The organism is Halorussus marinus (assembly GCF_004765795.1).
GTDB lineage: Archaea > Halobacteriota > Halobacteria > Halobacteriales > Haladaptataceae > Halorussus > Halorussus marinus.
This window is the reverse complement of the sequence record NZ_SBIV01000001.1, coordinates 385,678-412,311: the sequence shown is the minus strand read 5'-3', so window position 1 is coordinate 412,311 and position 26,634 is coordinate 385,678. Positions and strand designations below refer to the sequence as shown.

Sequence of the window (26,634 nt, the reverse complement as noted above, 5' to 3'; positions counted from 1 at the left end):
TTCCGAAAGACCGGTGGGCGTCGGATCGCCGGGCCGGATCAGTCGTCGGCGTCGGCGCGGCTCGCGGCCCGGCTCCGGAGCGACTCGGGCATCGCGGGAACGTCGGTCGGTTCGACCTCGCCGTCGATCTCCGAGAGCGGTTTGGGGTAGGTCCGGAGGTCCTTGTGGATCGCGAGCCCCGCCTTCGCGCCCTGGCCCATCGCGACCGGGATCTGGTTGTGGCCGGGCGTGAGGTCGCCGACCGCGTACACGCCGTCGCGGCTCGTCCGACCGTGGTCGTCGACCACGACCGCCCCGTCGTCGTCGATCTCGACGCCGAGGCTCGCGGCGAGGTCGTTGTTGTAGTCGGCGCCGTACATCGCGAACCCGCCGGCGTACTCGCGCTCGGTGCCGTCGGCGAACGCGAGGCTCTCTAACCACCCGTCCTCGCCGTTGGTGACCCCGACCACGTCCGACTCGACGATATCGACCGGATGGGCCCGGAGCTGGCGGTCGGTCTCCCCGCTCCACTCGGGATCGTCACCCCGCAACAGCAGGTCGACGTCGTCGGTGAAGTTGAGCATGATCATCGCGACGCGGGCGGCCGACTCGCCGGCCCCCATGACGTACACCGGCTCGTCGACGAACATGTACGCATCACAGTGCAGACAGTAGTGGAGACCCCGACCCGTGCGGGCAAGCGGCGGGTCGGGCCGTCCGTCGCCGAGCCCGGTCGCGAGCACGATCCGGTCGGCGAACGCCGTCCCGTCGGTCGTTTCGAGCTCGAACCGTCGCGACGAGTCGGCCTCGTCGATCCCGGTGACGAAGGCCCGCTCGTAGCTCGCGCCGTAGCCTTCGAGTTGGTCGATCGCGGTCCGGAGGAACTCGTTGCCCGAGACCGACTCGGGGACGCCGACGACGTTGTGGGTGTCTCGCATCATCGCGGCTCGGCCGCCGCCGCGGTCGAACACCGCTGTCTCGTGGCCGAGTCGCGTCGCGTACAGCGCCGTCGTGAGTCCCGCGGGCCCGCCGCCGACGACGGCGACGTCGTACGCCGCTCGGTCCGCGTCGTCCGAACTCGTGGTCATCTTTTGAGTCACCTTCTGTAACCTACTTACTCACAGTTACTCATAAGTGCTCGCTAACCACACAGTTAGGCGGTTACCGGACGGAAACCGCGCGGTGGCGCCGGTCGTCTCGGCGACTAGACGGCCCCGAAGGCCTATGCGTCGTTGCGGCGTACGGAGGACCAATGTGGCCATGGGGACATCTTGCGACGGGGTATCTGGCGTACTCGCTGCTCGTTCGGGTCTCGGGCGAACGACTCAGGGACTATCCGACGCTCGCGCTGGCCGTCGGCACCCAGTTTCCGGACCTCGTCGACAAACCCCTCGCGTGGACGTTCGGCGTCATCCCGAACGGCCGGTCGCTGGCCCACTCGATCTTCACGGCGGTCGTGCTCGTCCTCGCGATCCGGTTCGTCCTGCGTCGGTACGGCCACGCCCGAGTCTCGACGGCGTTCGGGGTCGGCTATCTGGTTCACCTGTTCGGCGACGCGATCGGTCCGTTTCTCGCGGGCGAGTACTACTACGTCACCTTCCTCGGGTGGCCCGTGTTGCCCGCGATCGACTACGGCGAGAAGAGTTTCGCGGCCCAACTGGCGACGCTCGAACTCTCGGCCTTCACCGCGATCGAGTTCGGGCTCGGCGCGCTCATGATCGGGCTGTGGATCGCCGACGGCCGCCCCGGACTGCGAGCGGTGCTCGAAGCGCCCCGGCTGGCGTATCGCCGGCTGTCGGCCAACTGAGGGCCGCTACCGCGACGGCAGGCCCGCGGACGCGGTGGCGTCGCTCTCGGCGGGCGCGGTGACGTTCAGCCAGAGGTGGGTCTCGTGGGAGGCGGTCTCGATCGAGGCGTTCTCGGGCGGATCGTCGGGATAGAGCAAGAATCGCAAGCGCATGTCAGAGCCCCGCATCTCCGGAGAGACGTTGAGTCGCTCGACGGTGCCGGCGTCGGCCGCCAGCGGGACTCGATCGACGGTGACGGTCTCCTCTTCGAGCACCTCCGGCGTCTCGTTGGCGGTGTACATCCGCTGGAGTTTCACGACGACCGAGTAGGTCGTCGGCTCGCTCCGGTGGTTCTCGACCCCGACGTGGAACTCGTTTGGCCGTTCGGACTGGATTGACGCCGGATACCCCTGGGCGACCAGTTCGCCCGACTCGTTTTCGGCCAGCAGGTAGAACTCGGTGTACTCGTGGGTGCCTTCCGAGACCGCGGCGGTGTAGCCGACGCCGGCGATCCCGGCGATCGCGACCACGAGGACGAGCGCGTTCACCGCGGCGCTGTGTCGGCCGTTTATGTCGAACGCGCTGGCGACCCACGCCGCGACTCTGTCGAGGACCATCTTCTCGGTCTCTGACGAGACACGCCCTAATAAGGCTCCTGCCCGCCGCGTCGGGACGCCGCCGGATCGCGGCCGGAACCGGCGGTCACGCCGACGGTCGCGATCGTTTCACCGGCGTCGTCGTCCCGGCCGACGGTTCGGTCGCTGATAGGTGTCCGACCGCGAGCGGCAGGCCGACTCCACGACCTATTTATTTGGGACCGGACAGGTGTAATTCGGCGTTTCCGCCGACATAATTACACACAGAATAGTACAGTAAACTGGACGTTCGGGTAGCTGGTTCATAACAAAGGCCGTCGGCGGGAAAATTCCTTGCGAGAATTGATGGAAACTGTCAGTGAGTACGAGGAGTCGGCCCTGGATCACCCGGCGATCGGGGTCATCGCGACGGGAGACAACACTGACGCCATCGTCCGGGTCGCCGCCCTCGCCAGAGAACACGGTCACGCCGTGTTCGTCGGGTACGACGGCCGAGACGAGCCCGAATCGGCACGTCTGGCTCGCCAGCTCGGCGCGGAGACGGTCGCGACCGACGACGGATCGGGCGACGAGGACGTCCTCCGGAACGTGGTGGCGACGATGGCTCGCGCGCGCGGATTCCCCGGCCTCCTGTTTCACGACTCGCCCGAAGAGTGCATCAACTACGAGCGGAGCCGCGAGGCGTTCCGGTCGAGCGCCGCGTTCACCGTGCCGGCCCCGACCCGCGACTCGGCGAGCGAGACCGACGCCGACGTTCTGGTCGCCATCCCGGCGTACAACGAGGCGGGCTCGATCGGGGAGGTCGTCCGGTCGGTCCGCCGGAACGCCGACACGGTGCTGGTCGTCGACGACGGGAGCGCCGACGACACCGCGGCCGTCGCCGAGGCCGCCGGCGCCGAGGTCGTCCAGCACGAGACCAACGGGGGGTACGGCGCCGCGCTGAAGACGGCGTTCGTCGAGGCCCACGACCGGGGGGTCGAACACCTCGTGACCATCGACGGCGACGGCCAGCACAACGCCGACGACATCGCTCGACTGATCGAGTGCCAGGACGAGACCGGCGCGGAGGTCCTCATCGGGAGTCGGTTCGTCGGCGACGCCCGGACGGACATCCCGCTGTATCGGCGCTTCGGGCTCTCGGTGGTGAACGTCCTCACGAATCTGAGCCTCGGGGTGGTGAAGGCCGAGTCCCGAGTCAGCGACACCCAGAGCGGGTTCCGGGCGTACGACGAGCGCGCGATCGAGAGCCTCGCTCAGGACCGCACGCTCGGCGACCACATGAGCATCAGCACCGACATCCTCTACCACGCCCAACAGCGGGGCTACCGGATCGAGGAGGTCGGCACGGTCATCGACTACGACGTCGAGGGCGCGAGCAGTCACAACCCGGTGTCCCACGGCTACGTCCTCGTGATGAACCTGCTCAACACGATCGAGCGCACGCGGCCGCTCACCGCCCTCGCGCTCCCGGGGTCGGTACTCACCTTCATCGGTGTCGGGTTCGGCTACTGGGGGTTTCTCCACTACATTCAGGCGAGCTACTTCCCCGTGAGCCGGGCGGTTCTGGCCGCGTTTTTCATCTTCGTCGGACTACTCGTCTGTCTGGTCGGGATCATCCTCCACAGCCTCAACAAGTACTTCGACAAGGTCCCCGCGGTCGAGACCGACCCCGTTCGGTGAGGTCGTCGGCCACTATCGCTCTTTTCGTACCGCGCCCGTCGCGAACGCGCCGCGTCGGTCACGGGACCGCGGTCGTGTTCGAGTCCATGATCCGGGCCGACTCGCTCGCGTACACCACGTTTCGGGGGCCCGAGAGGTTCCCGACGGTGCTCCCCGAGAGCATCGACGGCGGGAGGTCGGCCGACCGCGCGTCGGGGTCGACGCTCCGCTGGCGAACGAAGACGTACCCCTCCTCGACCTCCGCGGGGAACACCGTCGGCCGCCACTGACTCTTTAGATACCGGATTTCGACGTTGGTGTACCCCGGGAGGGCGACCGCTCGGAACAGCTGGTAGCTCCTCGGCTCGGTGTAGATCGGGAGCGTCGCCGCGCCGTCGTCGGCGCCCAGCCGGTCGTAGCGTTCGATGGCGGTGGCGTTGTCGACCAGCCAGTCGGCGGCCTCGCGCTCTGGTCCGTTGAACGTCAGGTCGTTGGTCTCGGCGTTGAACCCGGACGCGTCGGCGGTCCCGACGAGCGCGAACGCCAGTCCCGAGTTGAGCGCGAGCACCGCGGCCAGCACGACCGCCAGCAGGGTCCAGTGGGCGCCTCCGAGCCGTCGCCGGACGCCGCCGTCGCTCGCGGCTCGGCTCGTCCGGCCGAGCGCCGCGCTCGCACGGTCGAGGACGGCGCCGGCGCCGCCGAACACGGTGGCGACCCCGACCGCCGCGTACGGCGCGAGGATCGTCAGCACGAGCTGGTACACCCGGTCGGCCCAGAGGTTGGCGATGACGAAGTACGACGAGCCGAGAAACGCGAACAGCGGGACCGCCAGCGCGGCGTACTCGACGTACCCGGGGTCGGCGCCGGTCCGGATTCGGTCGAGTCGCCCGAGGACGTCCCGGGCCAGCCCGAGCCCGATCAGCCCCGTTAGCAGGAGGTACAGGTACAGCCGGAGCGAGTCGAGGAGCCCGGTCTCGCCCGAGACGTAGCTGGCCCCCGAGCCCGGAACGGCGCCGGTGATCGCGAGCGTCACGAGCTGGTCGACGATCCCGAACGGGAGCGCCCCGAGCCGATCGACCAGATCGGGCGCGCTGTACGCGTAGAAGGCGGTCGCGGCCCCGAGCAGGACGACCGGCTGCCAGATCGAGAGGTCGTGGTCGAAGTCCCCGCCTAGCCGCCGGACGATTCCGAGCCCGGCGACCGCCGCGAGTAGCGACAGACCGATCGCGTAGGTCATCCCGTAGTGAGCCGAGATCAGCGTCGCCGCGAAGATCCCCAGCGCGGCCTTCAGTCCGACGGTGTCGACGCCCTCGTAGACGACCAACAGGAGCATCGCGACGACCACAAGCTCGGACATGAGCTGTTTGCCGGGCGTGAAGTAAAACGAGCCGTGGTAGAAGACGAAAAACAGGCTCCCGAACAGCGCGATCCGGTCGTCGAACACCCGGCTGTTGACGTAGAAGAGCCCGACTGGTACCAGCGAGAACAGGAACACGTAGACGACCTTGTACGTGGTGGCGAGGTCGAGGCCGGTCAGCATCGTGATCGACGCCGGAACCGAGGTGACCACCGAGAGGCTCATCATCGACCCGCCCATGTCGGGCGCCCAGTAGTGGGTGTCCAACAGGAGGTCCGACAGGAAGTACGACGCCTGAATGTCGGCGCCGACGACGTGGTCGGTCAGGAGGTTTCGGTGCAACAGGACCGACAGCGAGACGCTGAACACCGCCAGCGGCGCGAGCGACCCCGGGACCAGCCGCGTCGCCGCCAGTAGCGTGACCGCGATCACCCCGCCGAGGAGCGCGAACATCCCGAGGTTGGTGCCGAACTGGTCGACGCCGATCACGGCCGCGGCCGCGAGTCCGGGGAGCGCGACCAGCCCGAGAACGACCGCCGGCGAGCCGCGGAGTCGAATCGGAGGGATCGACATCGAGGTCCCGGTGACGTGGATGGCCGCCAACAGCGCCGCGAGGACGGCCGACAGCACGCCCGCAAGCGGCAGGAACGAGAGGGGCTCGGCGACGCCCAGCGGCGCCAACACGAAGCTGACGAAGAGGTTCAGCAGGGTCAGGACGCCGAAACTGAGGGTGATCGCGAACAGCGCGAACACGCCGAATCGGTCGGGCCGGATGCCGACCAGTCGCGCCAGCAACGCCCCGGGAGCGAACAGTATCAGGAAGAGCCCCGCGAACGCCCGGACGGCCGGGACGAGCGCCCCGACATCCTGTAACGCAGGGGTCGCCCAAAACACCGCCAGTAGTCCGAGCACGACCCCACCGAACGCGACGACGCCGCTGTCCACCGAACGTGCCATCCTCTCGACAGTAGCTCTCATGTATCAGGTTCCTCACTCGAAGATATCCGCGACCGCCCGATCGGGTCCGGCCGACCGAGAGAAAGTGTATCGATCAAACGGTAGGGGTGAATATATATGTTGTTGCCACGAGGGTCGGGCGCACCGGGTCGGCTCAGAATCGCCGGCCCTCCCCGTCGGCCCCGACCCCGAGCTGGGCGCCGAGCACCCGGAGCCCCGGCCGAAGGATGCGTCGGCGCACGTCCGGGATCGCGAGCGAGACCGCGAGATAGATCACGACGCCGAGCCCGACCTCCGCCACGAGCGTGATCACGCCGGTGACGGGCACGAGGTGTCTAATCCCGAGCAACAGCCCGCCCATCACACACGAGGCGAGGCCGTACCAGCCGACCAGCCGGAACGGAACGTCGACCGAGATGAACCGCGTGAGATACCGGTAATGTAACGCGGTGTTGAGGAGGCCGGTGACGGCGGTCGCGATCGCGGCGCCCACCAGCCCGACCCACAGGATCAGGACCGGGTTCAGGACGAGGTTGAGCCCGACCGAGATCACGGTCGCCTTCGCGGCGAGCTCCGGCCGGTCGATCGCCCGGACCGACGCCTCGACGATGTCGTTGAACGACTGGATGAGCTTCTCGACCATCAGGACGACAAGCACCGTCGTGGCGAACGCGTACTCCGGGCCGAACGCCACCCGGAGGAGCTCGGCGCCGTAGATCTGGACGCCGACGATGGCGGGCACCGAGACGAACAGGACGACCCCGATCGCCTTCGAGACGGTGGTCTCGATGTGGTCGGTCGCCGACTCGGCGTCCCACTGGCTTATCTGAGGGAAGATCGACAGCGAGATCGACTTGCTCAGCATGAGCACGAGCAGGGTGATCTGCCACGCGAACTCGTAGGCGCTGACGTCGAGCTGGGTCAGCAGGAAGCCGATGATGGCGATGTCGACCCACTGGTAGAACCGGCCGCCGACCGAGGTGACGGTGTTGTACTTCGAGAACGCCACCAGCGACCGGACGTGGTCGAGCGACGGGCGGCCGATCCCGACGTCGAGGCGCCGGTACGCCCAGACGAGCCCGACCGCCAGCCCCGCGATCAGCCCGATGATCGGTCCCTCCGGGCCGAAGCCCGCGGTGACCAACACCGCGCCCCCGACCATCCAGACGAACCGCACGGTGAGTTTGATGACGGCGGTCTCGGCGACCCGAAGCCGGCCCCGGAGCGCCGAGAGATACGCGAACGAAAACTCCCGGAAGAACAGCGCCGCGACCAGCAGTTCCGCCAGCGGCGCGCCGATGTAGTGGTTTATGTGGCCCCGGACGGCGAGAACGATCGTCGCGACGGCCGCGAGCGTGACCGCCTTGAACGCCAGCGCGGAGCCGAGCGTCTTCTCGGGGTCGGTCCCCTCGCTCAGCCGCTTTTCGAGTGCGCCCTTGATCCCGAAGTCCGCGGGGATCGAGGAGATCCCGAGCACCGCGAGAAAGAGGACGAACGCCCCCATCTCGTCGGGCGTCAGGTGGCGCGAGAAGTACGCGAGCCCCAGAAAGTAGAGGATCGCGTTCCCGCCCTTCGAGAGGAACAGCCGGAAGGTCGAGTGGCCGAGATCCATCGGTCAGGAGCCGCCCCCCGGCGCGGCCGGCGAGCGGGCCGCTCGCGCCGCGCGGTCGCGCGTCGATGCGATCGTCTCACCGGAAGCTACTCTCGACGTTGTGTGACTCATATCCACCCACCAACTGCCGTTGGCAGACGCACGACGCCCGGGTATTAGCGTCTTTTCCCCGATTCGATCGGCCGGCCGACGCTCACATCGGGATCGTACTGCGGACGCCCCGGATGAACGGGCCGGGGTCGTCGAGCCGGAGGTAGTCGAAGTTGGGCTGGTCGTAACACGAGGCGGCGATCTCCCACACCGTCTGGCCGACCGGGGGTCGTTCGACGTTCGGGTACTCGTCGCGGAGCACGCTCCGGAGGTAGGTCAGCTCGCCGTGGAGGTAGTGGCCGCCGACGCCGACCTCGTAGCCGTCGCCAAAGCGGTCGGCCTCGCCGTTCGCGAGCTGCCAGTAGTAGTACGGGAAGTCGGCGCCGGCCGCCACCGCGAACGCCAGCGACCGCCACATCCGGGGGTTGATCTCGGTGAGCACGAACTCCCCGGTCTCTGCGTCCTCCATGTACTCGATGCAGGCCAGCCCGTGCCAGTCGAGTTCGTCGAGCAACGCCCGGCCGACCTCCTCGAGCGCCGGGATGTCGACCGACTCGCGGTAGGACCCGCCGCCGCCGGCGTAGGTCTCCCCGCGGATCTGGCGGTGCTGGAACGTCGCGGCCGGCTCGCCCCGGTCGTACAGCGCGCCGAACAGGTACTCGCCGCGCTTGGGCACGCACTCCTGGACGATCGGGACGTGGTTCATCTCCGCGAGGATGGCCTCCCGATCGGGTCGCTCGCCGGGCGGGAGGTACTTCAGCGTCTTGTTGAGTTCGGCGTCTCGCTCCGACAGCGAGTCGAGGTACTCGCCGGCGAGGAGGTTGTACCGCGACTTGATGACCAGTTCGCGGTCCCAGTCGTCGACGTCGTCGAACGACTGAGTCTCCGGAAACGGCACCCCCGCGGCCTCGGCGGCCTCGGCCAACAGCAGTCGGTCGTGGACCCGCCGGAGCCGGTCGAGGTCGGGCCACACTCCGGTGACGTGGGCCTCGAACTCGTCGCTGTACTTCGCCAGCAGATACGCGTCGACCTCGCCGGTCGGAACGAACGTCTTCACCTCGGGCCGCGCCGCGATCGACAACAGTGCGTCGCGGTACGCGAGCAGGTCCTCGTCGGGCGACGGGACCGTCAGCGCCTCGTCGCAGTACCGGGACGCGAACGCCGGCACGCTCCCTTTCGCCGAGACGACGACGGTGCGGATGCCGCGCTTGGCGAGCGACCGCAGACACGCGTAACACGACGGCGAATACTTCGCGGGCAGCAGTACCGCATCCCCCATTCTCTCTCCCATGTAGGTGAGCATCGTCGCAGAGAGCAAAGAACGTATACCATCGTCTCGCGCCGATCGGGGTAAGAACAACGGGACGCGCCGCGAAGACGAACCGGTCTCCGGGTCCGGTCTCCCGGTTTCGCCCGTCGTCGAGCGCGTCGGTCTCCGAGCGCCCGGACTCGGGCGCCACGACCGTCAGAGCCGAACGGCGTCGCGCACGCCCCGGACGAACGGGCCGGGGTCGTCGAGCCGGAGGTAGTCGAAGTTGGGCTGGCTGTAACACGAGGCGGCGATCTCCCAGAGTCGCCGGTCGAACGCCGGTCGCTCGACGTCGGGGTAGTCGTCCCGGAGCACGCTCGAGAGGTGCTGGAGTTCGCCGAACAGCGAGTGGTTCCCCGTCCCGACCGCGTACTCGTCGTCGATCCCGTCGGCCTCGCCGGTCGCGAGCCGCCAGTAGTAGTACGGGAAATCGGCACCGGCCTCGATCGCGCACGCGACCGACGCCCACATCCGGGGGTTGACCTCCATCAGCTCGAACTCGCCCGTCTCGGGGTCTCTGAGGAACTCCACCTCCGCGAGACCGTGCCAGTCGAGCTCGTCGAGCAACGCCCGGCCGGCCCGTTCGAGCGCCGGGACCGCCACCGACTCCCGGTAGACGCTGGTCCCGCCGGCGTAGGTCTTGGCCCGGATCTGGTGTTTCTGGTACGTCGCGACCGGCTCGCCCCGGTCGTACAGCGCGATGAACGCGTACTCGTCGGCGCCCCCGGTGACGGTCTCCTGAGCGATCGGGACGTGGTTTAGCGCCGCGTAGACGGTCTCGGGGTCGGGCTCTTCGCCGGGCGCGAGGTACTTCAGCGTCTTGTTGAGTTCGGCGTCTCGCTCCGAGAACGAGTCGACGTACTCGCCGGCGAGGAGGTTGTACCGCGACTTGAGGATGCGCTCGCGGTCCCAGTCGTCGACGTCGTCGAACGACTGGGTCGCCGGGACGGCCACGCCCGCGTCGGCGGCGACCTCCGCCAGTCGGAGTCGGTCCTGAACGGACCGGAGCGTCTCGAAGTCGGGCCACGCGCCGCCGACCCGGGCGCCGAACGCCTCGCCGTACTTTCCGAGCAGGTAGGCGTCTTCCTCCCAGATGGGGACGAAGGCGGCCACCTCGGGGCGGTCGGCGACCGACAGCAACGCGTCTCTGTACGCCAGCAGGTCGTCGTTCGGCGACGGCACCACGATCGACTCCTCGCAGTACCTGGACGCGAACGCCGGGACGCCCTCGTGGGGCGAGACGACGACGGTGCGGACGCCGCGCTCGGCGAGCGACCGCAGACACGCATAACACGACGGCGAGTACTTCGCCGAGAGCAACACCGACTCCGTCGTCGATCGGGTCATGTACTACGTACGGTCGTTGAGGCGGATCAACGTGTGGGCCCCGAACCGGGCGAGGTAGACGACTGCGTTGCTCGCCGGCCGGCGTCGAGCGGCCCTGCTACTTGTCGAACGGGCTCACGTCGAGCAGGCCGCGGACGAACGGCTCGGGATCGTCGAGCCGGAAGTACTCGAAGTTCGGCTGGGCGAGACACGACGCGACCACGTCCCTGATCGCCGACCCGGCCGAAGGTCTGGGGACGTGCGAGGAGTCGCCGGCGATCACGCTCCGGAGATACTTGAGCTCGCCGAACAGCGAGTGGGTCCCGATCCCCTCGGCGTAGTCGTCCTCGAACGGGCCGGCGACCCCGTTCGACACCTGCCAGAAGTAGTACGGGAAGTCGACGCCGGCCTCGATCGCACACGACAGCGACGCCCACATCCGGGGGTTGACCTCCATCAGCTTGAACTCGCCCGTCTCGGGGTCTCTGAGGAACTCCGCCTCGCCGATCCCGTGCCACCCGAGGTGGTCGAACAGCGCCCGGCCGGCTCGGTCGAGCGCCGGGATGTCGACCGACTCGCGGTAGACGCTCGCGCCGCCGGCGTAGGTCTCCCCGCGGAGCTGGCGGTGCTGGAACGTCGCGGCCGGCTCGCCCCGATCGTACAGCGCGAAGAAGGCGTACTCCTCGCCGCCGCCCCGGACGAACTCCTGTGCGATCGGGACGTGGTTCATCTCCGCGACGATGGCCTCGCGGTTCGGCCGCTCGCCCGACCGGAGATACTGGGTCCGATTCCGCGGGTCGCACTCGGTGGGGGCGTAGGTGCTCTCGTAGTCCGCGATGAGGATCGGATACCGGGGTTTGACGAACAGCTCCGACTCGGCCGCGCCGACGTCGTCGAGGAGCAGGGTCTCGGGGACGGCAACCCCGGCTTCCTCGGCGGCCGCCGCGAGTCGGACCCTGTCGTGGGCCGTCCGGAGCGTCTCGAACTCCGGCCAGAGCGGCGAGACGTGGGTCGCAAACTCCTCGCGGTACTTCGCCAGCACGTACACGTCTTCCTCGCGGTTCGGTATCACCGCGCGCACGTCCGACCGCGCCGCCAGCGACAGGAGCGCGTCCTTGTACGCCAGCACGTCCTCGTGGGGCGAGGGGACCGCGACCGACTCGTCGCAGTACTTCGAGGCGCTGGTGAGGTCGGCGTCGCTCTCGGCGGCCACGACCGTGCGGACGCCGCGGCGACTGAGCGACCGCACGCAGGCCAGACCGTGGGGGCCGAACGGTGCCGGGACGACCGCAGACTCGCCGGCTCGGTGGTTCATACGACCCATCCGACCACACTGGCGGTGATTAATGTGACGGCTGAAAGATAGGGTAGCTAAGGCGAAACGGGGATTTCCGGGTGAGACGCCGCCCGCACACCGGCCGCTACTGGAGGTAGCCGAGATCCCGAAGCTGGGACTCCTGATCGCCGCTGAGCGACGCGTCGGCGAACTCGTGGGCGGCCTCCTCGAACTCGTCGGGGACTGCACGCCTCGCCTCTGCCTCCGAGAACTCCGGGGTCCGGTAGGTCAGGCTCTCGGCGACCATGAGATTGAACAGGGCGACCGCCTTCCCGAGCGTGGCATTGTGGCGCCACGCCGGCCCGTAGCCCCGGAAGACGTTGTCGTAGAACGTGGCGGCGAGTCGCTCGGCGGTCGAGTGGCGGTGGAACACGTAGCCGCCGGTGTCGTCCCACGCCGAGGTCGCGGCGTACACCGACACGTCGGTCGCGTAGCCGCGCGCGCCGACTTCGAGGTGTTGCCACACGTCCGAGCGGACTTTCCGGTCGGGAGTCGGGACGCCCTCCCAGAGGTCGAGCCCGTCGGCGTCGTCTGGGACCCGCCGGCCCTGCGCCGACAGCGCGGTCGGGACGACGTCGGTCCCGCTCACGAGCCCGGGGTAGGTCTCGCCCTCCGGGAGGCCCGCGCCCATGAACACGACCGGAATCTCGACGTTCTCGGGACACAGGGGGTGGCCGTGACCGAACCGCCCGCCGTTCGACCACTCGCCCAGCGACTGACCGTGGTCGCTGGTGAAGACGACGAGCGTGTCTTCGAGGAGCCCCCGGTCGACGAGTTGGTCGTACATCGCCCGGAACCGCTCTGCGGAGTTCCGACAGTCCTGGCGATAGAGTTCGACCAGCGCGGGGCGGTCGCGCTCGTAGCTCCGGAAGTACTCCTTGGTCGAATCGAACACGTCGTTCTCGAAGCCGTACGGCGCGTGCGGGCCGATGTCGTGGACGACGTGGACGAACGGCGACGCCACGTCCGCGAGCTTCGATTCGGTCTTGACGTGGTGGATCTTCAGGGGCGGTTTCTCCGCTGACGGGAGCTTGATCCACACGCCCTCGGCGTCGAACCCGACGTCGACGCCGTCTTCTCGGAGCAACGGGGGTCGCTCGCGGAGCTGGTCGTCGAACATCCAGACTTTGTGGGTCGCGGGGTACTGTCCGGTCAACAGCGAGGGGAGTCCCGACGCGGTGAACGTGCTCGGTGCGATCGCCTTCGCGGTCACCCCCAGTTCGCGGACGGACTCGGGGAGGAAGTCGAACCGGAGCGCGTCGGAGACGAACACCACGACGTTGTCGACCGAATCGGCCGTCGCGAGGGTCGACAGCGGGCTTCGTTGGTTCATGGCACTCTCCGCAACACCGCGGCGCTAAACGCTTGCGGCCGCCCGATGCGTAGCTTTATGTTCGGATCAGTCGACATCTTCGACCCGACACATGACGAGTTTCAATGGCACTTCTAAAACTAATGTGCTAAGCTTCGATCTCGAACACTGGCACTCCGCGACCCTGCTCAGTTCCGCCCTCGAGGACCCAGTCGACCGGATCGAGGAGTCGGTCGACATCGTGTTGAATCTGCTGAGAAAACACGGCGTGACCGCCACGTTCTTCGTGGTCGGCGAGGTCGCCGAGGAGTACCCGGACCTGATCGACCGGGTGCGCTCGGAGGGCCACGAGATCGGCTCGCACGGCCACACCCACACGCCGCTGTTCGAGCTTTCGCCCGCCGCGTTCGAGACCGAACTCGAACGGTCCTCGGGCGCGATCGAACGCGCGACCGGCGTCGAGCCCGAGGGGTTTCGCGCGCCCAACTTCTCGGTGACCCGAGAGACCGAGTGGGCGTTCGACGTTCTGGAGTCGGCGGGGTTCCGGTACGATTCGAGCGTGTTCCCGGTCAAGACGCCGATGTACGGCGTGCCCGACGCGCCGCGACGGCCGTACACCGTCCCGGTCGACGACCCGTTCCGGATCGGATCGAACCGCGAGGCGCTCCGGTCGCTGGTCGAGTCGCCGCTGGCGGCGATCGGGTCGGTCCTCCGGCTCCCGATCGCCGGGGGCTTCTACGGCCGGGTGCTTCCCGAGCGCCTCCTGAAGTGGGGGATCAGGCGGCTCAATCGTCGGGGGATCCCCGCCAACCTCTACTTTCACCCGTGGGAGTTCAACCCCGCCATCGAGGTCGAGTCGCTTCGGCCCCACAAGCGGTTCGTGAGCTTCCACGGGGTCGAGGGCCTCGAATCCAAGCTCGACGGACTGCTGTCGGCCTTCAGCTTTAATACGGCTCGGAGCGTCCTCGAACAGGAAGCTCTGCTCGATTCGGGCGGTTCTGACGTCGAACGAGCAGTCGGGGCCAACGATTTGGAGTGAAACTATGACAGTTCAATCGCAAGCGAAAGCGCAGTTAACCGCCGAACGGTGCGCCGATCCCGAGGCGTGGGACGCGTTCGTCGCCCGAAACGACGGGTCGCCGTTCGCGCTCTGGGGATGGGGAGACGCCGTCGAGACGTACGGACACGACCGGTGGTACGTGGTCGCGAAAGACGGCGACCGGATCGTCGGCGGGGTGCCGCTGTTCTACGTCCGGAGCCGGCTGTTCGGGTCGAAGCTGGTGTCGCCCCCGTTCGGCGAGCGCGGGTCGATCCTGCTCGCCGACGGGACCGACGACGACGTGGCGTCGTTTCTCCTCGAACGGACGAAGGAACTGGCCGAGGCGCTCGACGTCGACTTCGTGAGCCTCCGTGGCGGGGACACCGACGCCCGTCGGGGGTTCGAGGAACGGACTCGATTCGTCACGTTCCGGGCGCCGGTCGCGAGCGCCGACGACGCGTGGGAGAGAATCAAAGAGAGCCGACGGCGCCAGATCACGCAGGCGGCCGACTCCGAGATGGTCCACGACGTCGGCGACTCGCTCGCGGACCTCCGAGAGTACTACCGGCTCTACCTGCGGTCGGTGCGCGGACACGGAAGCCCGCCCCACTCGTTCGCGTTCTTCCGGACGCTGTGGGAGACCCTCGGCGAGTCCGGGAATCTCCGGATGGAGATGCTTCGGAAGGACGGCGTGCTCGTGAACGCCGTGATCAACCTCGCGCTCGGGTCGACGGTCACCCAGTGGGGCGTCGTCAACGACTACGAGTACCGCGACCTGAACGGCGGCAGTCTCCTCGTCTGGAAGTCGATGGAGTGGGCCGCCGAGAGCGACTACGACGCCTACGAGTTCGGCCGGACCCGCGAGGGGTCGGGCGTCTACATGTTCAAGAAGAGCTTCGGCGGCGAGAAGACGTGGTACAGCGACCTCCACTACTTCCCGAACCCCTCCGCGGAGCTTCCCCACCCCGAAAAGGACGCCTACGAGCCGGTCAAAGACGTCTGGAAGAAGCTCCCGATCCCGGTGACGCGGCTGGTCGGCCCGCACCTCCGGCAGTCCATCAGCCTCTGAGCTCATGAAGGTGCTCTACGTCATCGGACAGAACGCCGGGGGACTGCCCCACTACACCGCCGAACTCGCCAACGCCATGACCGAACACGCCGAGGTCACGGTGATGAAACCGGCCGAGACGACCGCCGACGACCTGTTCGTCGACGAGATCGAGCTCGTGGAGGCGTTCGGCTCGATCAGCGTCTCGATGCCGAACCTCTACAACCTGAACGTCGACCCCGTCGAGTTCGTCCGGGGACTGCTCTCGTACAACAACCTGAAGCGCGTCGCGGAGATCGAGACCGACGTCACCCACATCACCACCGGTCTCTTTCCGCAGGTCAAACTGTTCTCGTGGCTCCACCGGATCGACGAACTGGGGCCGCTGGTCGTGACCCACCACGAGGTGCCAAGCGATCCCTTCTCGCTGTCGCGACCGCCGGTGTTCGTCGAGGAACTCATAAACAGCGCCCTGCCCGACCTCGACGTCGACGGCGTGGTGGTCCACACCGAAAACCAGAAGCGAGCGCTCCGGCGCCAGAACAGAGGGGGCGACCGGATCGAGGTCATCCCTCACGGCGCCTACTCGGTGTTCGGGGACAGCGAGGACACCGACGTCGAGACCCGGCCCAACACGGTGCTTTTTTTCGGCAACGTCGTCCCGCCGAAGGGCCTCGACACGCTGATCGAGGCGATCCCGCTGGTGAAACGCGAGCTCCCGGACGTCGAACTCCTCGTCGCCGGCGACGGCCGCATCACCGCGGGGTCGCGGGCGATCATCGACGACCACCCCGAGAGCTTCGAGATACACAACTACTTCGTGCCCAACGAGGAGGTAAAGCGCTTTTTCGCTCGGTCGGAGGTCGTCGCGCTCCCGTACCGCGAGCAGGACGGGACGAAGGGCCACAGCGGCGCGCTAGCGACCGCCTTCTCGTTCGGCAAGCCGGTCGTCTCGACGTCGGCGGGCGACTTCCCCGAACTCGTCGAGCGATCGGGCGCCGGGGTCGTGGTCCCGCCCGAGGACCCCGAGCGACTCGCCGAGGCGCTCGTGTCGGTTCTGACCGACCCCGAAGCGAGCGACCGGATGGCGAGAAACAGCCGCCGGATGGCAGAAGAGCTCTCGTGGGAGTCCATCGCGCGCCGGCACCTCGATCTGTACCGTGAGGTCTCGCGAGTCGACGTCGACGCGTCGCCGGTCGTCCAGTGACCGACCGGTCAGGCCTCCCACTTCAGCCGGTCGAGGTTCCCGTTCGGCGGCAGGATTCGGCCCGGGTGGGGTCCGTACCACCAGAAGTAAAGCATCGTCTTCCGGGACTTGATCCGGGCGATCGTCCGATCGTCGACGACGCGTCGCTCGGCCAGTAGCTCCCGGCGGTCCTCGTAGACGCCCCGGAGGACAGCCGCCAGCGCCGCCGGGCTCCGGGTGAGCGCGAGCGCGTACACCGACCACCCCAGCGCGGTGAACGCGACGTAGCGCCACGGGAGATTCCGGACCGCGAGCTTGATCCGGCTCTCGACCAGTCGCACCTGCGTCTCGGTCGTCTCGCGGCGCGCGCCCGGGGACTTCTTGTGGGCGACCGCGATCGACGGGGTGTAGAGGATGTCGTAGCCCGTGTCGTGGACGCGCAGCGAGAGATCCATCTCCTCGAACCCGTAGGTGAAGTTGTCCGGGTAGAGCCCGCCGGCCGCCTCGATCGCCGCCCGGCGGAACGCACAGCCGACCCCGACGAAGTTGGTCGCTCGGTAGGGCTCGGTCGGGGTCATGTGGAACTCCGGCGGGTCGGGTGTCTCGTCGAGTTTCACCTCGTCGGTGTCGGCGTTCCGGCTCTGGAACGCGAGGATGCCGACGTCCTCGTGGTCCTCGAACAGCGAGACCACCGTCTCGGTCGCGTCGTCGTCGACGAGCGTGGCGTCGTCGTCGATCTGGACGACGATGTCGCCGGTCGCGTGCTCGTAAGCGATGTTCTTGGCGTAGCCCGGGCCGCGTCGCTCGGTGTTTCGGTGGTAGTGGATCCACTCCTCGTCGAAGCGGCCCCCCGACTCGAAGAGCCGGCGGACCTCGTCGCTGGTGTCGCCCACCACGACGATCTCGAGAGGCCGATACGTCTGGTCGACGATCGAGTCGACGGCGTCTCTGAGCTCGTCGGGCCGACCGTAGGTCGCCAGAATGTAGGACACGAGCGGACCGTCTGCGTCGTCGGACACGTTTTCCTCCACGGTTAGGAGCCAACGGGGTCGCTCAAAACAGTTTGGGCGGGCGGAGTCGAAACGGGGACTCGGACGACGGGAGGGCGTCGTCGTGGGATCGGGGACCGGTCCCCCGAGCCGGACCCTCAGTTCGAGTCGGCGCTGTCCTGCACCGAGACGAACGCCGCGCCGTCGGTCTCGAACCGGGTGATCTCGCCGGCAAAGCGGTAGGCGTCCTTGCCGCCGACGACTCGCCCGGAGACCGTGCCGTCGGAAATGTCGTCGAAGGCGTTGATCGATCCGTGCTCGGGGTCCTTGGCGACGTCGCCGTCCACCTCGAACGTGTATGAGGTGACTCGGTTGGGTGCGTTCGAGCCGTCGACGACGACCAGATTGGGGAGCGAGGAGTCGGCGTCCCCGGCGGTGGCGTCGTCGGTGGTCTGAGTCGAGGTGCTCCCGAGCGACGACGCCGAGACCCGGTCGCCGTTCCGGTAGATCGTCGCGCTCCCGTCGACGCTGAACGACGAGATCCGGCCCGCGTAGTCGTAGCTGTCGGTTCCCCCGGCGACGATACCTTCGACGTCACCGCTGTCGATCGTGTCCTCGGGGGAGATGCTCCCGTCTCGCGCCGTGCTCTTCTCGATCGTGTCGGTGACGCTGAAACTGTAGGAGACCGACTCGGAGCCGTCGCCGCTGACGCTCAGCGTGTTCGGGAGATCGGTCGTCTCCTCGGTGTCGGTCGACGAGGTGTCCGTGCTCGAACCGTCGTTCGAGGACTGCTCCCAGACCCGGACCCAGTCGACGTCCATCTGGTCGCCCCACGACTCGCTGTAGTCGGGGGTGCCCGTCCGGCCGACGTGGATGTTGAGCATCATGTAGAACGGCGCGCCCGTCCGCAGCGACTCCATCGCGGTCGGGTCGTCGTGGGTGCCCACGAGCTGGCCGTCGACGTACATCTCGACTCGGTCGTCGTACCACGCACAGCCGTAGACGTGGAAGTCGGTCGTCGAGCCGAGGTCGGGATTGTGCATCTTGAGCTCCGAGTGGTTGCCGCCCATCCCGCCCGTGCTGTCGTAGTGGACGTTGTGGTGCGAGGAGGTGGGGTCGTTGCCGAGCATCTCGAAGAAGTCGATCTCCGGGGGCCACTGCTCGGTGTTGGACTTCGCCCAGAACGCCGGGAGGAGGCCGTGGCGGTCGGGGGTACGCAGTCGGGCTTCCCAGTAGGTGCCCGGGCCGTACGTGACCTTGTTCTTGGTGTTGACGGCGCCCGCGTACACCGACCCCGAGCCGCCGTCGTGGGTCACCTTGAGGTGGAGGCGCTCGTTTTCGACCCAGACGTTGCGGTCGACGATGCGCTCGGGGGAGTTCGTGGTGCGACCCCAGCCGAAGCCGACGCTCCACTTGTCGGTGTCGAGCGAGCCGGCGTCGAACTGGTCCTCGAAGGCCAGTTCCCAGTCGTCGGAGTTCTCGGGGCCGCCCTCGTCGGCCGTGGCCGAGGAGGCACCGAGACCGAGCGCGGCGACGCTCGCGCCTGCCAGCCGCATGTACTCGCGGCGGCCGAGGAGCTTCGAGTCGTTCTCGCGGTTGTCGGGGGCGGTCGTTTCGGGGGAGCGTTCGCGTGCAGTATCGTCGCGTGCCATGCAATTTTCAATGGTTAACCGGCCATTGATATAGCTTCCGGAAATCTTCAATGACAGGTCTAGGATTTAAGTGTAAGCTACCGGGGCCGCGCGGTATCGGAAACGGAACGTTGACCGTTCCGTCCCGGCACAACGGTCCGGTAAGCTCACATTACCGGCCGGAGACCGCCGGTACCGGTCGTTCGTCGAACCCGGCCTCCCGCGTTACTCCGAGTCTAGGTGCTCGTCAACGTATTGCAAGGAACTCGGCCGCGCTTCGCCGCCTGCCGTCAGGAAACGGGACGTTACCGATCAGCCGGGACCGCGCGGGCTCGTCCGACGATCGCAACGCGCGGTTGAAATCCGGAAATGCAGGGTTTGGGAATCGCAGTTGCGGCCTACTAATTCAATGTCCCGAAATCAATTTAACTAAGACCGTGGTTAGTCGAGTCGTATGCGTCGGTCAGAGAACCTACCTAACGCGACACAGCAGCGCGGCGACGACCAGCCCCCGTCCGAACAGCGCCCCCCGAGCGACGCCGAGGCCGACCGCGGTTCGAGCCGACGGCGATTCCTCCGACTGTCCGGAGGAAGTCTCGCCGCGATCGGTCTCGGGTCGACGGCGGCCCTCGGCGCCCAAGACACCGACGGCGGCCCGCCGAATCCCGACTCGTGGTCGCCGGCCTTCGAAGACACGTTCGACGCGGAATCGCTCGACGAATCGGCCTGGAGCGTCGGCTGGGGATGGGGCGACGAGTCGACCGCCAGCGACGCCACGATCGTTCCCGAAAACGTGAGCGTCGACGGCACCGGCCTCCGCCTCCGGGGCACCCACGACGGCGATTCGGTGTTGAGCGGCGGGGTCCACACCAGAGGCAACGTCGAGTTCGGTCCCGGCAGTTACGTCGAAGCCAAGCTCCGATTTCCCGATCGGGTCGGTTTCCACCCCGCGTTCTGGGGCCAGCCCGCGACCAACGACTGGCCGCCCGAACTCGACGTCGTCGAGTTGGCCCAAGACGGGAGCGGTCGCGACGACACCCACACGTCCCGACACTTCATGCACTACTCGGTCTCGACGACCCCCGGCGACGACTCGACCAGCCAGCGGGTCAGCCACTTCCACGAGCCCGGCGACGACCTCACCCAGAACTTCCACGTCTACGCCGCCGAGTGGCAAAACGACCGGATCACCTACTACGTCGACGGCCAAGAGATCAAAACCTGGACCGACAGCACGATACTCGAGTCGTTCCGGAAGGGCGCGCCCTTCTACCTCAAGCTGAACCTCGACATCAACGTCGGCGGGGACCTCAGCGGCTCGCTCGGTCGGGCCGACCGCTCCGAGCAGTGGGGCGAGACGTTCGACGCCGAGTGGGTGCGCGTCTGGCAGCAGTAGGCCCGTTCGGTCAGAACACCCGCTCTATTTCTGTTTGGCCGCGAGCCGATCACTCCCAGACTCGCGTCCAGTCGACGACGAACTGTTCGTCCCACTCCTCGTCGGTCGGCGCGGTTCCGATCTTGTTGACTTCGAGCGTACACATCAGGTAGAACGGCGCGCCCTTCGCCATCGCGTCCAGCACCGTCGGATCGGTCGTCACCATCGCCGGCTCGCCGTCGACGTAGTGGACGATCCGGTCGCGCCGCCAGTCGACCCCGTAGACGTGGAAGTTCTGGGTGAGGTCGTCGCCGGGCGTGTAGGACTTGCCCATCCCCTCGTAGGTCGACCTATCGCCGGGGTTCGTCGAAGTCGAGTAGTGGAGGTGGTGGTGAGAGTAGTGGGTGTCGGGGCGCCCGCCGCCCTTCTGGAACAGTTCGACGACGTCGATCTCGGGCGGCCAGGTCTCGTCGTTCGGTTTGGCCCAGAACGCCGGCAGAAATCCGTCCCGGTCGGGGAACTTGATCTTCGCCTCGAAGTACGAGCCGGGCTCGACGGTCACCTTGTTCTTGGTGTTCACCGACCCTGAGAGGATCTTGCCGCCCTCGTGGCTCGCTTCGAGCCTGAGCTGGCCGTCGGTCACCGTCACGTTCTCGGGCACCATCCGGGTCGGGCTCGTCCGGGTTCGGGTCCCCCACCCCCAGCCGGTCTCCCAGGTGTCGCTGTCGAGCGACCCGTCCTCGAAGCGGTCTTCGAGCGCGATCACCCTGTCGGCGCGGTTCGGCGGGCCGCCCTCCTGAACCGCTGTGGCGGTGTTTCGGCCGGCGCTCAGTCCGGTCACGGCGACGGCGCCGCCGAGCAGTTTCACGTACGACCGACGGCTGGTGGTGCGGACGTCGTCGGAATCGGAACAGTCGCGTTCGGTGGAACGATCGGTCTCCTCGTGCGAATCGCTCGACCCCTCGACAGATGGCGAACCCCCTCCCTCCCGGTTTGTCTCCTCGTCAGGAAGCATCAGTGACCGCGTGTAGTCGCCGCTAGAACTTCAAAGCATCCTCCGAATTCATATATTACACACGATTTACTATATGTCTGCGTGACGGATATCTTGTACGTCGGTCGCGATCGCGACACGTTTTAGCTCGCCTGTCACTCGAGATACCCCATGTCCGAGAGTCGCCGTTCGACATCGCGGTCGACCGCCTCGGCGGCGGGGCCGCCCTCGAAGTCGGAGTAGCGTTCCGTGCCGACCGGCTCGACGAACGGCAACGGGCGCCCGTCCATGCGCTCGCTCGCGGGAACGCCGAGGGTCGCGAGCACCGTGGGCGCGACGTCGAAGAGGTGGGCGTCGCCGACGCCGGCCGAGGCGTCGACGCCGGCGCCGGCGGCCGCGACGATTCCGTACCGCTTGTGGTTGTGCGACTGCCACGGCTCGCCGAACTCGTCGCCGAGCAACAGCGACGAGAGGTAGTGGTCGTAGTCGGCGGGCACGAGCACGACGTCGGCCGCGTCCTCGACGTACGGGCCGTCGAACACCGCCTCGCGGGGCAAGACGGCGTCGAACACCGCCTCGCCGTCGGGCGTCCGGACCTCGCGGAGCGCCTCGATCAGCGACTCCCTGACCGCGTCGTACTCCTCGGGCGCGACGACGCCCTCGGGCTCGCGGCCCGCCACGTTGAGCCGGATTCCGCACTCGATGCGCGAGCGCATGTATGCCGCCGACTCCGGGAACGACACCCGCTCGGTCCCGGCGCGAATCGCGTCGTCGGGCACGTATTCGAGCGCGAGGTCGTCGAGGCCGACCGCTTCGAGGGCGGCGCCGAGGCGCTGGCTCGTGAGTCCGACCCGAGCGGCGAGGTCGAGCGCGCGTTCGAGCGGGGACGGCGTTCGGTCGGCGTCGGCCTCGCCCCGCATGAGGTTGTTGCGCACCACCGACGACCACGAGGGGAGCGAGCCGCCGCCCCGGGTGGTCTCGGCGTACCCCCGGTTTCTGAGAAACTCGTTGACGCGGAACTCGTAGCCGTCGTACTCGCCGATGCCGTGGTCGCTGGCGACCACGACGGTGTCCGGATCGCACTCCTCGAGGATCGCGTCGATCTGTTCGTCGACCGCGGCGTACGCCGCCCGGATCGCCCCGTCGTCTTCGGGGAGTTCGTGAAACACGGTGTCGGTGTACTGGAACTCCACGAACCCGAACTCGGGGTCGAACCGGTCGGCGAGATACCGGAACGCTTCCCCCCGCATCCGGGCGGCCTCCCGGTAGCCGTCGATCGTCTCCCCGCGGTCGCGGTCCGAGAGCTCCCCGGGCGCGTAGACGCTGTACCCGCCGATCGCCGCCCGCACGTCTTCGAGGAGCCCCGCCGGGTGGCACTCGGGGTCCTCCGGGGCGGTGTAGCCCGGCACGAGCGCGCCGTCGAACTCGCGGGGCGGGTAGGTCACCGGGACGTTCACGACGACGCTCGACAGCCCCCGTCGATCGAGCACCTCCCAGAGGGCGTGTTCGCGGACGTGGCTGTGGTTGACGACGTCCCAGTCGTAGCCGTCGAACGTCAGGAAGTCGAACACGCCGTGCTTGCCGGGGTTGACCCCGGTGTACAGCGACGGCCACGCGCTCGGGGTCCACGGCGGAATCTGGGATTCGAGTCGGCCGGCGACGCCGTCCGCGAACAGTCGGTCGAGCGTCGGTGTCGCCCCGGCCTCGAACAGCGGATCGAGCACCGGGAAACACGCGGCGTCGATCCCGACGAGTAGCGTCCGCATCGACGTGGTCGCGGTCACGCGACGGCCTCCGTCGGCCGGCGATCGCGTCCGGCAGACCCGCACGCGCCCGCCGGGGTGGCCGAACTCACTCGACTCGGGACGGGCGGCACCGACCGGGCGGCGCCGCTCGAAACTGCGTCCATCACGACACGACCACTACCCGAATAGAATAAAAGATACCGGCTGTCTGTGAACTCAGGGCGGCGTCGAGCGCCGGGCCGCCGAGAGTCCGACCGAGCCCGGTCGCCGCTCGACCGATCAGTAGGTCACGAACTCGTAGAGCTTCTTTGCGACCCACAGCAGTTTGCTCGATCGGACCTCGTAGTACGGGACCAGCTCGGGGTTGAACTTGCTCTTGTACCGGCCGAGGCGCTCGACCGCGGCGCGACCGAGGTCGTAGCGCTCGATCGAGTCCAGCTCCGGGTCCGTGAGTATGTCCTCGACGATCCGCCAGTGGAGGAGGCTGTTGACGCTCAGCCCGTCGTAGTCGGCGCGCATCCCGCCCTGCCAGAAGTAGGCGGTCTCTCCGGAGTAAAGCACCGAGACGCCGCCCAGAAACGACCCGTCGGGGCTCGCGGCGGTGTAGACGCGGGCGCGGTCGCCGAGCGCGGCCACGATCTCGCGAGTGTAGGCCCGCGGCGTGGGGAACTCCGCGCCCTGCTCGGCGAACCGTTCGCAGTAGTCGTCGTACACCCGAACCGCGTCGGCGGCGCCGCCGACAGCGACGTCGAGGTCGGTGTCTTCGAGCTTGCGTATCTCCGACCGGAGGTCGCGGGTGAACCCCTTGAGAACCGACTCGGCGTCGGTCTCGCGCAGGTCCAGCGCGTAGGTAAATCGCGGGACGACGTCGAACCCGTCGCGCAGGTACGGCCGGGGGTCGACGTACTCGGTGCTGAAGACCATCGCCACCAGCGTGAGCAGGCTCCCCTCGCGAAGCGTTTCGAGCAGTTGCTCGGTGAACGTCCGGTTGACGCGCTCGCGCTTTCGCTGTTTGGGGCTGTTCGACGCGACGATCGGCCCCATCCGGGAGAGACTGAACCCCGGGATCGGCGAGAGCACCGCCCGCACGCCGGCCAGTTCCCTGACGAACGCGGGGAGAAATCCGACCGGCTGTTCGCCGCGGTAGCCGACGTACAGCCGTAGCTCCCCCGTCGCGTACTCGTCTACGACCCGAAGCACCTCCGGTGAGTGAAACACTTCAGTTCCGGTCGCCGGCAGACTATTCTCCCACTCCCCGAGTGTGACTCTTCTCACGTTCATCGACACAGTAGCCGTCAGGCGTACCACTATCGTCAGTCTCTTAAACATTTGGCCGGCCTCGCCGGAGCGAGACCATCCCGTCGCCCGATTCGCCGACGCGCCGAACGTACCGCCAGCGCTACCGATACCGGAAGCGAGACGGCAGTTCGTCCGGACGAGACGGGGCCGGTCAGAGGACTCGGCTCAGAACCCGAACACCGGGAGAAATCGGAAGGTGAGATACGCGCCGACGGTGGCGATCGCCGGGACGATGTTCTGCATCAACACGACCCGCGCGGTGGTCGCGGGCTTGAACAGGTCCCCGCCGCTCGGGGCGCTCTCGGTGGGCTCCTCGCCGATCGGCGGTAGCTCCTCGCCCGGCTCGTCGCCGGCCAGCGCGTCGACGGTCACCGGCGGGGTCTGCTGGTCGCCGACGACCTCCGAGACCGTGACCGGACGGGTCGCCCGGCCCCAGCCGAGTCCCACGATCGACATCGTCGCGATGACGACGAAGCTCGCCGGGATCCCCAGCGCCGAGAGGAACACCACGAGCGTGGAGCTGACCCCGGCGACGACGATCGCGGCGGTCAGGGGCAGTTCGGTGATGTCGCTTCCCATCGTCTCCAGCGTCCGGCGGGCGATCGTGAACGCGCCGATCGCGACCGCGACCCCGCCGAAGATGATCGCGGGGTTCATCGCCAACTCGCCGCTACCGACCAGCGGCGCGACAGCGTTGGCGATGTTCGAGGTGCCGGAGCTGAACGCCATCAGACAGCCGATCGCGACGACCGTGATCGTCCCGATCAGCTCCCGGCGGTTCGTGGTCGGGTGGACCCGCGGAATCGGGACGACGCCCGACCGGTCGACTTCGAGGAGCGGCCCGGTGCTTCGCTCCATCGCGACCGCACGGTTGAGCCGCGCGTAGAAGTACCGGCCGATGATCAGCGACACCCAGAAGCCGATGATCGGCGAGACGATCCACCAGACGAGGATCTCGCCCATGACCGCCAGATCGAGGACGCCGCCCGCCAGCCCCAGCCCCGCGATCGCGCCGACCGCGGTCATCGACGTCGAGGCCGGCACCCCGAAGACGTTGCCCACGAGGAGCGCGATCCCGATGAAAAACAGCACCGTGATCGACGCTTCGAGCGTGAACACGGCCGGATCGACCACCAGTTCGGTCCCGAGTTTCGTCACGACGTTGCGGCCGATAGTCCACGCGCCGATGAAGAAAAACACGCCCATCAGCGCGGCCGCCCCGCTCTTCGAGATCGCGTCCGCGCCGACCGCCGGGCCGAACGCCGGTCCCGTCGTCGACCCGCCGATGTTGTACGCCACGAACATCGAGACGAGGACGCCGACGACGAGCAGGAGTTCGACCATCAGCGGTCTCCGTCCGTGGCGTCGTCTTCGGCGTTCTCGGCGTCGTCTCCGTCGCCCAGTTGCTCTTCGAGGGTCTTCTCGACGGTCTCCTCGACGGTTTCGTCGACCGTTTCGGTGACCGTCTCCTCGACCGTTTCTTCGACAGTCTCCTCGACCGTCTCGCCGACAGTCTCTTCGACGGTTTCGCCGACCTGCTTTTCGACCGCGTCGCCGACTTTCTGCTCGACGGTTTCACCCACTTTCTGCTCGACGGTCTCGCCGACAGTCTCTTCGACGGTCTCCTCGACCGTCTCGCCCACCGTCGCTTCCACGGTCTCGCCGACGGTCTCCTCGACCGTCTCGCCGACCTGTTCTTCGACCGCGTCGCCGACCGTCTCGTCGACGGTCTTCTCCACCGTCTCGCCGACCTTCTCTTCGACCGTCTCGTCGACCGTCTCCTCGACGGTCTCTTTGACCGCGGTGGTCATCCAGTCGGGGTCGAATCGGGCCATCTTCCAGACGACGTGGATGACGTACGACAGGAGGACGCCGAACCCGAACGCGAGTCCCACGGCGTTGCCGGCCACGACGATCAGCCCGACCGAGATCGCGATCAACAGCCCGTAGGTGAGGTCGACGATCGAGTCGACCCGGCTCGGGTTCATCGCTCACCCGAACCTTCTGG

The 26,634-nt window shown here is 67.7% G+C and carries 21 protein-coding genes; 6 read left to right on the top strand and 15 right to left on the bottom strand.

The genetic code is table 11. The annotated features are described in order from the left end of the window. Positions 1–38: 38 nt before the first annotated feature. Positions 39–1,067, bottom strand: coding sequence for an NAD(P)/FAD-dependent oxidoreductase (locus tag EPY72_RS02150; protein WP_135805418.1), 1,029 nt, complete (start codon positions 1,065–1,067; stop codon positions 39–41). A 164-nt stretch (positions 1,068–1,231) separates the two neighbouring features. Between EPY72_RS02150 and EPY72_RS02145 the strand changes: the two genes are divergently transcribed. Next, positions 1,232–1,786, top strand: coding sequence for a metal-dependent hydrolase (locus tag EPY72_RS02145; RefSeq protein ID WP_135805417.1), 555 nt, complete (start codon positions 1,232–1,234; stop codon positions 1,784–1,786). Positions 1,787–1,792: 6 nt separating this feature from the next. Here the strand turns inward: EPY72_RS02145 and EPY72_RS02140 are convergent, their stop codons facing one another. After that, positions 1,793–2,383 (bottom strand): DUF1616 domain-containing protein, encoded by a 591-nt coding sequence (locus tag EPY72_RS02140; protein ID WP_135805416.1) that lies wholly within the window; start codon positions 2,381–2,383, stop codon positions 1,793–1,795. 324 nt (positions 2,384–2,707) lie between these two features. On the opposite strand from EPY72_RS02140, the gene EPY72_RS02135 reads away from it, so the two are divergent. Next, complete coding sequence (locus EPY72_RS02135) at positions 2,708–4,042, top strand: glycosyltransferase family 2 protein (RefSeq protein ID WP_134670880.1); 1,335 nt, start codon at positions 2,708–2,710, stop codon at positions 4,040–4,042. 58 nt (positions 4,043–4,100) lie between these two features. On the opposite strand, the gene EPY72_RS02130 is transcribed toward EPY72_RS02135, so the two are convergent. The 6 genes from EPY72_RS02130 to EPY72_RS02105 all read right to left on the bottom strand — a co-directional run bounded on the left by EPY72_RS02130 (position 4,101) and on the right by EPY72_RS02105 (position 13,341). Beyond that, positions 4,101–6,335, bottom strand: a complete 2,235-nt coding sequence (locus EPY72_RS02130; protein WP_168215989.1) for a DUF2206 domain-containing protein — start codon at positions 6,333–6,335, stop codon at positions 4,101–4,103. Between the two features lie 154 nt (positions 6,336–6,489). Further along, positions 6,490–7,947: a flippase gene (locus EPY72_RS02125; RefSeq protein ID WP_134670878.1), complete on the bottom strand. Its 1,458-nt coding sequence runs from the start codon at positions 7,945–7,947 to the stop codon at positions 6,490–6,492. A gap of 193 nt (positions 7,948–8,140) precedes the next feature. Beyond that, positions 8,141–9,328 (bottom strand): carboxylate--amine ligase, encoded by a 1,188-nt coding sequence (locus EPY72_RS02120; protein ID WP_134670877.1) that lies wholly within the window; start codon positions 9,326–9,328, stop codon positions 8,141–8,143. A gap of 174 nt (positions 9,329–9,502) precedes the next feature. Next, on the bottom strand, positions 9,503–10,693 hold the full coding sequence (locus EPY72_RS02115) for a carboxylate--amine ligase (RefSeq protein ID WP_135805414.1): 1,191 nt from the start codon (positions 10,691–10,693) through the stop codon (positions 9,503–9,505). Between the two features lie 97 nt (positions 10,694–10,790). After that, positions 10,791–11,987 carry a carboxylate--amine ligase gene (locus EPY72_RS02110; protein WP_134670875.1) on the bottom strand — a complete coding sequence of 399 codons (1,197 nt, stop codon included), beginning with the start codon at positions 11,985–11,987 and terminating at the stop codon, positions 10,791–10,793. Positions 11,988–12,093: 106 nt separating this feature from the next. Next, a complete protein-coding gene (locus EPY72_RS02105) occupies positions 12,094–13,341 on the bottom strand; it encodes a sulfatase-like hydrolase/transferase (protein WP_135805413.1) in 1,248 nt (415 codons plus the stop codon). 124 nt (positions 13,342–13,465) lie between these two features. Here EPY72_RS02105 and EPY72_RS02100 point away from each other — a divergent pair, with 124 nt between their 5' ends. From EPY72_RS02100 to EPY72_RS02090, 3 genes are read left to right on the top strand one after another with little or no spacing between them, the layout of a single operon-like run. Beyond that, positions 13,466–14,359 (top strand): polysaccharide deacetylase family protein, encoded by an 894-nt coding sequence (locus EPY72_RS02100; RefSeq protein WP_244605506.1) that lies wholly within the window; start codon positions 13,466–13,468, stop codon positions 14,357–14,359. 4 nt (positions 14,360–14,363) lie between these two features. Further along, positions 14,364–15,428 (top strand): GNAT family N-acetyltransferase, encoded by a 1,065-nt coding sequence (locus EPY72_RS02095; protein ID WP_135805412.1) that lies wholly within the window; start codon positions 14,364–14,366, stop codon positions 15,426–15,428. Between the two features lie 4 nt (positions 15,429–15,432). Next, positions 15,433–16,614 carry a glycosyltransferase family 4 protein gene (locus EPY72_RS02090; RefSeq protein WP_135805411.1) on the top strand — a complete coding sequence of 394 codons (1,182 nt, stop codon included), beginning with the start codon at positions 15,433–15,435 and terminating at the stop codon, positions 16,612–16,614. 8 nt (positions 16,615–16,622) lie between these two features. Here EPY72_RS02090 and EPY72_RS02085 read toward each other — a convergent pair whose 3' ends face one another. Together EPY72_RS02085 and EPY72_RS02080 are read right to left on the bottom strand one after the other, a co-directional pair. Further along, positions 16,623–17,612: a glycosyltransferase family 2 protein gene (locus EPY72_RS02085; RefSeq protein WP_135805410.1), complete on the bottom strand. Its 990-nt coding sequence runs from the start codon at positions 17,610–17,612 to the stop codon at positions 16,623–16,625. 128 nt (positions 17,613–17,740) lie between these two features. Next, positions 17,741–19,234: a glycoside hydrolase family 16 protein gene (locus EPY72_RS02080; RefSeq protein ID WP_135805409.1), complete on the bottom strand. Its 1,494-nt coding sequence runs from the start codon at positions 19,232–19,234 to the stop codon at positions 17,741–17,743. Between the two features lie 433 nt (positions 19,235–19,667). On the opposite strand from EPY72_RS02080, the gene EPY72_RS02075 reads away from it, so the two are divergent. Further along, the gene (locus EPY72_RS02075) at positions 19,668–20,609 is read left to right on the top strand and encodes a glycoside hydrolase family 16 protein (RefSeq protein ID WP_135805408.1); all 942 of its coding nucleotides are present in this window, start codon (positions 19,668–19,670) and stop codon (positions 20,607–20,609) included. 49 nt (positions 20,610–20,658) lie between these two features. Here the strand turns inward: EPY72_RS02075 and EPY72_RS02070 are convergent, their stop codons facing one another. From EPY72_RS02070 to EPY72_RS02050, 5 genes are all read right to left on the bottom strand, one after another. After that, positions 20,659–21,603, bottom strand: coding sequence for a glycoside hydrolase family 16 protein (locus EPY72_RS02070; RefSeq protein ID WP_134672581.1), 945 nt, complete (start codon positions 21,601–21,603; stop codon positions 20,659–20,661). A 134-nt stretch (positions 21,604–21,737) separates the two neighbouring features. Continuing rightward, positions 21,738–23,348, bottom strand: a complete 1,611-nt coding sequence (locus EPY72_RS02065) for an alkaline phosphatase family protein (protein WP_135805635.1) — start codon at positions 23,346–23,348, stop codon at positions 21,738–21,740. A 258-nt stretch (positions 23,349–23,606) separates the two neighbouring features. Beyond that, positions 23,607–24,608 carry a GNAT family N-acetyltransferase gene (locus tag EPY72_RS02060; RefSeq protein ID WP_394346140.1) on the bottom strand — a complete coding sequence of 334 codons (1,002 nt, stop codon included), beginning with the start codon at positions 24,606–24,608 and terminating at the stop codon, positions 23,607–23,609. 183 nt (positions 24,609–24,791) lie between these two features. Continuing rightward, positions 24,792–25,970 (bottom strand): inorganic phosphate transporter, encoded by a 1,179-nt coding sequence (locus EPY72_RS02055; RefSeq protein WP_135805406.1) that lies wholly within the window; start codon positions 25,968–25,970, stop codon positions 24,792–24,794. Next, positions 25,970–26,614, bottom strand: coding sequence for a hypothetical protein (locus EPY72_RS02050; protein WP_134672578.1), 645 nt, complete (start codon positions 26,612–26,614; stop codon positions 25,970–25,972). The genes EPY72_RS02055 and EPY72_RS02050 overlap by 1 nt, the downstream gene beginning before the upstream one ends. Positions 26,615–26,634: the final 20 nt, after the last annotated feature.

Bases quoted from the DNA above. Each gene is read 5' to 3' on its own strand.
- EPY72_RS02150 (WP_135805418.1), bottom strand. From the start codon at position 1,067: ATGACCACGAGTTCGGACGACGCGGACCGAGCGGCGTACGACGTCGCC.
- EPY72_RS02145 (WP_135805417.1), top strand. From the start codon at position 1,232: ATGTGGCCATGGGGACATCTTGCGACGGGGTATCTGGCGTACTCGCTG.
- EPY72_RS02140 (WP_135805416.1), bottom strand. From the start codon at position 2,383: ATGGTCCTCGACAGAGTCGCGGCGTGGGTCGCCAGCGCGTTCGACATA.
- EPY72_RS02135 (WP_134670880.1), top strand. From the start codon at position 2,708: ATGGAAACTGTCAGTGAGTACGAGGAGTCGGCCCTGGATCACCCGGCG.
- EPY72_RS02130 (WP_168215989.1), bottom strand. From the start codon at position 6,335: ATGGCACGTTCGGTGGACAGCGGCGTCGTCGCGTTCGGTGGGGTCGTG.
- EPY72_RS02125 (WP_134670878.1), bottom strand. From the start codon at position 7,947: ATGGATCTCGGCCACTCGACCTTCCGGCTGTTCCTCTCGAAGGGCGGG.
- EPY72_RS02120 (WP_134670877.1), bottom strand. From the start codon at position 9,328: ATGGGAGAGAGAATGGGGGATGCGGTACTGCTGCCCGCGAAGTATTCG.
- EPY72_RS02115 (WP_135805414.1), bottom strand. From the start codon at position 10,693: ATGACCCGATCGACGACGGAGTCGGTGTTGCTCTCGGCGAAGTACTCG.
- EPY72_RS02110 (WP_134670875.1), bottom strand. From the start codon at position 11,987: ATGAACCACCGAGCCGGCGAGTCTGCGGTCGTCCCGGCACCGTTCGGC.
- EPY72_RS02105 (WP_135805413.1), bottom strand. From the start codon at position 13,341: ATGAACCAACGAAGCCCGCTGTCGACCCTCGCGACGGCCGATTCGGTC.
- EPY72_RS02095 (WP_135805412.1), top strand. From the start codon at position 14,364: ATGACAGTTCAATCGCAAGCGAAAGCGCAGTTAACCGCCGAACGGTGC.
- EPY72_RS02090 (WP_135805411.1), top strand. From the start codon at position 15,433: ATGAAGGTGCTCTACGTCATCGGACAGAACGCCGGGGGACTGCCCCAC.
- EPY72_RS02080 (WP_135805409.1), bottom strand. From the start codon at position 19,234: ATGGCACGCGACGATACTGCACGCGAACGCTCCCCCGAAACGACCGCC.
- EPY72_RS02075 (WP_135805408.1), top strand. From the start codon at position 19,668: ATGCGTCGGTCAGAGAACCTACCTAACGCGACACAGCAGCGCGGCGAC.
- EPY72_RS02070 (WP_134672581.1), bottom strand. From the start codon at position 21,603: ATGCTTCCTGACGAGGAGACAAACCGGGAGGGAGGGGGTTCGCCATCT.
- EPY72_RS02065 (WP_135805635.1), bottom strand. From the start codon at position 23,348: ATGCGGACGCTACTCGTCGGGATCGACGCCGCGTGTTTCCCGGTGCTC.
- EPY72_RS02060 (WP_394346140.1), bottom strand. From the start codon at position 24,608: ATGAACGTGAGAAGAGTCACACTCGGGGAGTGGGAGAATAGTCTGCCG.
- EPY72_RS02055 (WP_135805406.1), bottom strand. From the start codon at position 25,970: ATGGTCGAACTCCTGCTCGTCGTCGGCGTCCTCGTCTCGATGTTCGTG.
- EPY72_RS02050 (WP_134672578.1), bottom strand. From the start codon at position 26,614: ATGAACCCGAGCCGGGTCGACTCGATCGTCGACCTCACCTACGGGCTG.